The organism is Lacticaseibacillus camelliae DSM 22697 = JCM 13995, assembly GCF_001311195.1.
In the GTDB taxonomy this organism is placed as follows: Bacteria; Bacillota; Bacilli; order Lactobacillales; family Lactobacillaceae; genus Lacticaseibacillus; species Lacticaseibacillus camelliae.
This window is the reverse complement of sequence record NZ_BBAJ01000119.1, coordinates 1-4,759: the sequence shown is the minus strand read 5'-3', so window position 1 is coordinate 4,759 and position 4,759 is coordinate 1. Positions and strand designations below refer to the sequence as shown.

The 4,759-nt window shown below is 56.0% G+C and carries 3 protein-coding genes and 1 pseudogene; all 4 read left to right on the top strand.

What is annotated here, in order from left to right; translation table 11 throughout:
- The first annotated feature begins 123 nt into the window (after positions 1-123).
- Positions 124-837, top strand: a complete 714-nt coding sequence (locus tag JCM13995_RS12925) for a Bax inhibitor-1/YccA family protein (RefSeq protein WP_054666343.1) — start codon at positions 124-126, stop codon at positions 835-837.
- Between the two features lie 271 nt (positions 838-1,108).
- Positions 1,109-3,742: pseudogene (gene polA / locus JCM13995_RS12915) on the top strand (DNA polymerase I).
- Between the two features lie 21 nt (positions 3,743-3,763).
- Positions 3,764-4,612, top strand: a complete 849-nt coding sequence (gene mutM / locus JCM13995_RS12910; RefSeq protein ID WP_054666337.1) for a bifunctional DNA-formamidopyrimidine glycosylase/DNA-(apurinic or apyrimidinic site) lyase — start codon at positions 3,764-3,766, stop codon at positions 4,610-4,612.
- Positions 4,609-4,759: dephospho-CoA kinase (locus tag JCM13995_RS12905; protein ID WP_156314500.1), on the top strand; the 151-nt coding region annotated here is incomplete at its 3' end. The genes mutM and JCM13995_RS12905, both read left to right, overlap by 4 nt.

Sequence of the window (4,759 nt, the reverse complement as noted above, 5' to 3'; positions counted from 1 at the left end):
TTTTGTGTCTCGGCCTCGTTTTTGCCAATGTGACACGGCGCGAACTCAGACTAAAGTCCAACTTGAAAGCCTAGGGATTCTGGTATAATAGAGCCAAGTTAGGTTATTGAAAGGAATGATTACATGCAAGAAGAACGGCGAGTGGTCAACGATTCGGGAATGACCAGATTCTTCAACAAGGTGTACTCGACAATGGGGCTGGGACTGCTGCTGACGGCAGTGATCTCGTATCTGCTCGGGACGGTTTTTCTGCCCCAGTACGTCGGCTTCATCAGCGCTCACCCCATCATGTTCTATGTGCTGCTGTTTCTGCCGATTCTTCTGTCGTTCGGGGTCAGCAGCCGGCGGGCACAGGCTAACGCGGCCTATGCGAGTCTGATGTTCTACCTAATCTCGGCCAGCTATGGGGTCACCTTTACGGTCATTCTGATGTCCTACCGGCAGTCGATCGTGGCCATTTCATTCTTGACGACGGCGGTGATTTTTCTCACGATGTCGATTGTCGGCCGCACGACCCAGAAAGATTTGAGTCGCGCCGGTTCAATGGCCTTCACCGCGCTGATTGGCGTGATCATCCTCAGCTTAGTGAATATGTTCATGCACTCCACTGGGTTGATGTACTTGATCAGTTACGCGATTTTGATCATCTTCATTGTGATGACCGCTTTTGATACCCAAAAGCTTAAGCAGATTTACCTGACCGCGGACAGCCGCGGCGGGTACACGGTCAACACCAACAGCCTGGCAGTTCAAGGGGCTTTGGCGCTGTACTTGGATTTCCTGAACATTTTCTTGGTCCTGTTGCAGTTGTTCGGTGGCAGTTCAAACAGAAACTAAGGTGCGAAGGACTGGCGTACTTAGGTCGATGGCTAGCCTAGCCCAGTGGATTGCTCGCAAGGCGAGCGAGCCGCTGGGCGTAGCTAGACACTCGGCCGTTGCCAGTCCGTAGCCCGATTTAACTAAGGTGTGCAGGCTAGTCTAGCTGTTCGGGCGTTGCCAAGCCGGAGCCCGATTGAGAAGAAGGTCTTGCCCTTGTGGTAAGGCCTTTTGTCTACCCAAAAATCCCTCAGCGGGTCTGCTATAATGAAAGGCAGAACAGGAGGCAGCTATGGCACAAGAAAAATTACTGCTGATCGACGGCAGCTCGCTCGCGTTTCGGGCGTTTTACGCGATGTACACCCAGATGGACCGCTTCACCAATAAGGACGGGATTCACACCAACGCGGTGATGACGTTCAATAACATGCTCGACAATGTGATGGATGAGTTCAAGCCCCAGCACGTGCTGGTTGCATTCGACAAAAGCGGGGGGACTTTCCGCACCAAAATGTTTGATGACTACAAGGGCCAGCGGCAAAAGGCGCCCTCAGAGTTCATCGAACAGTTGCCGTACATCCATGAACTGCTGGACGATCACGGCATTCGCCACTACGCGCTGCAGGATTACGAGGCCGATGATATCATCGGCACGCTTTCCCGCGAAGCCGAGGCCCGCGGTTGGCACACCGACATCATTACCGGCGACCGCGACCTCACGCAGCTGGCAACCGATAACGTGACCGTCCAGGTGACGCGCAAGGCGTCGGCGAGCTGGAACCGTTCACGCCGGCCCACATTGAGGACACCATGGGTCTGAAGCCAAAGCAGATCATCGACCTCAAGGGCCTCATGGGCGACACCTCCGATAATTATCCCGGCGTCACCAAGGTCGGCGAGAAAACCGCGCTCAAGCTGCTTCACCAGTTCGGCTCGATCGATAATCTCTACAAGAACATCGATGACCTGAAGCCGAGCAAAATGAAGGAGAACCTGATCAACGACCACGACCAGGCCATCATGAGCCAAACGCTGGCGACCATCGATCAGGACGCCCCCATCGAAATTGGCCTGGATGATTTGGACTATAAGGGGCCGGACATCGAAAAGCTTCGCGACCTGTACACGCGGCTCGACATGCGCCAGGCGCTGAAAAAGCTGCCCGGAAATGAGGCGCAACAGCCCAAGAAGAATTTGCATTACGTGGTGCTGACCGACGCCAATTTGGGTCAGCTGCCTAAGACCAACCTGCCGGTCGCGTTTGAGATCGAAATGCTTGACGACAACTACCATGTGTCGCCGCAGATTGGTTTTTTCATTGGCACCAAGGACGAAACCTATGTCTCGACTGATGTGACCCTGCTGACACTTAAGCCGCTTTCGACTTGGTTGGCGGGCCACGAGCTGGCGGTGTTTGATGCCAAGCGCAATTTGGTGGCGGCTAACCGGCTGGATCTGCAGCTGCCTCACATCGGTTTTGATGTCCTGCTGGCGTCTTATTTGCTGAACCCGGATCAAAACAGCAACGACTTTGGTCAAATTGCCGAAGATCACGATTACACGCTGCCGCTGGATGCGGACGTTTACGGCAAGGGGGCTAAGCGCCAGGTCCCGGACGACGAGAAGTTGTTCACGCACTTTGCGGAAAAGGCCCAGGCGATATTGGCGCTGCGGCCGCACCTGCTCAAGGACCTTGATGACCAGGACCAAACCAAGCTGTTCGCCGACATGGAAATGCCGCTGGCCAAGGTGCTGGCCCGCATGGAAATCGCCGGCATCGTCCTGGATCAGCCTAAGCTGACGGAAATGGGCGACCAGTGGACCAGCACCATGCACGTGCTGGAAGAGAAGATATACGGTGAGGCCGGTTTGAAGTTCAACCTCAACTCGCCAAAGCAGCTGGGAGAGGTCCTGTTTGAAAAGCTTAACTTGCCGGTGATCAAAAAGACGAAGACGGGGTATTCGACCTCGGTCGATGTGCTGGAACAACTGAAATCTGCCAGCCCAATCGTCCAGGACATCCTGGACTACCGCACCGTGGCCAAGCTGCAGTCGACCTATGTGGCCGGCCTGCTCAAGGCCGTGCTGCCCGATGGCAAGATTCACACGCGCTACCTGCAGACGCTGACGGCGACGGGGCGCCTGTCATCCGTAGACCCGAACATGCAAAACATCCCGGCTCGCGACGAAGGCAAGCAGGTCCGCCAGGCCTTCGTGCCGAGCCAGCCGGCTGGCAGATTTTCTCGTCGGATTACTCGCAGATCGAACTGCGCGTTTTGGCGCACATTTCCGGTGACAAGAATATGCAAGAGGCCTTCAAGGAGGACCGCGACATTCACGCGAACACCGCGATGAAGATTTTCGACCTGGATTCGCCGGATCAGGTCACGCCGGACATGCGCCGGCAGGCCAAGGCGACTAATTTCGGGATCGTTTACGGGATTTCCGACTTTGGGCTGGCCAAGAACATCGGGATCACGCGGCCGCAAGCCAAGGCGTTCATCGACGGCTACTTTGCCCAGTACCCTAAGGTCCACGACTACATGGATAACATGGTCAAAACGGCGCGCGAAAAGGGTTACGTGGAAACCTTATTCCACCGCCGCCGTTACCTGAACGACATCCACTCGCGCAACTTCAACCTGCGTCAGTTCGCCGAGCGCACCGCGATGAATACGCCAATTCAGGCAGTGCGGCCGACATCATCAAGGTGGCCATGATCCGGATGCAGCAGATGCTGGATGAGCATCACTTGCAGTCGCGCATGCTGCTGCAGGTGCACGACGAACTGATTTTTGAGGGCCCAGCCGAGGAAATGGACCAGCTGGCGGCATTGGTCCCGAAGGTGATGGATTCAGCAGTGTCGCTGGACGTGCCGCTAAAGGTCGAAAGTCATTATGGCAACACCTGGTTTGACGCCAAATAAGAGTTGAGGAAGGGCTAGCAGATGCCGGAATTACCAGAAGTTGAAAATGTCCGCCTGGGGCTGACAAACCTGATTGTTGGCAAAACCGTTCAGAAGGTCACGACGGATTGGGAGAAGATCCTGATCGGCGGCGTGCTGCATTTTAATCAGCAGCTCAAAGGTGCGACCATTACGCGGATCGATCGGCGTGGCAAGTACCTGTTGATCCGTTTCGATAATGGGCTGACTCTGGTGTCCCACTTGCGCATGGAAGGCAAGTACCAGCTGGCTTTGAGGCAAGATGATCCTGCCCCGCGGTTTTGGCATGTGGGCATCGCGTTCACCGATGGCTCCCAGCTGCGCTACCTGGATATGCGCAAGTTTGGCCGCATGCAGCTGGTCCAAACCGGCACCGAGGAAATCGTTGTGCCCGGCCTGGCCAAGATGGGGCCTGAGCCGACGCCGGCAACATTTGACGCCGAGGCGTTTTATCAGACCATTCATAAGCGCAAGGCGCCCATTAAATCGGTGATTCTGGATCAAAGCGTGGTGGCCGGTGTCGGCAACATCTACGCCGACGAAAGTCTCTGGCTCAGCCGGCTGCACCCGGCCCAGCCGGCTTCGACCATCACCAAGAAAGAGGCGCGGCTGCTGCATGATAACATCATTGCGGAGCTGCAAAAGGCGATCCGGCTCGGCGGCACTAGCGTTCACTCGTTTGTGGACGCGACCGGGCAGCGTGGCGCCATGCAGGATCAGCTGCACGTCTATGACCGGGAAGGCACGCCGTGTGACCGGTGCAAGACGACCATTGTCAAAATTAAGGTGGGTCAGCGCGGGACCCATTTTTGCCCACATTGTCAGAAACTGAGGAAGCGTAAGGTAAGATGACGTATTTGTTAGGATTGACCGGCGGTATTGCGACGGGCAAAAGCACCGTTGCGGCCGAATTTCGTAAGTTGGGCTGCCCGGTGGTCGACGCCGACGAGGTCGCGCGTGAGGTGGTTGAGCCCGGGCGGCCGGCGCTGAAGAAAATTG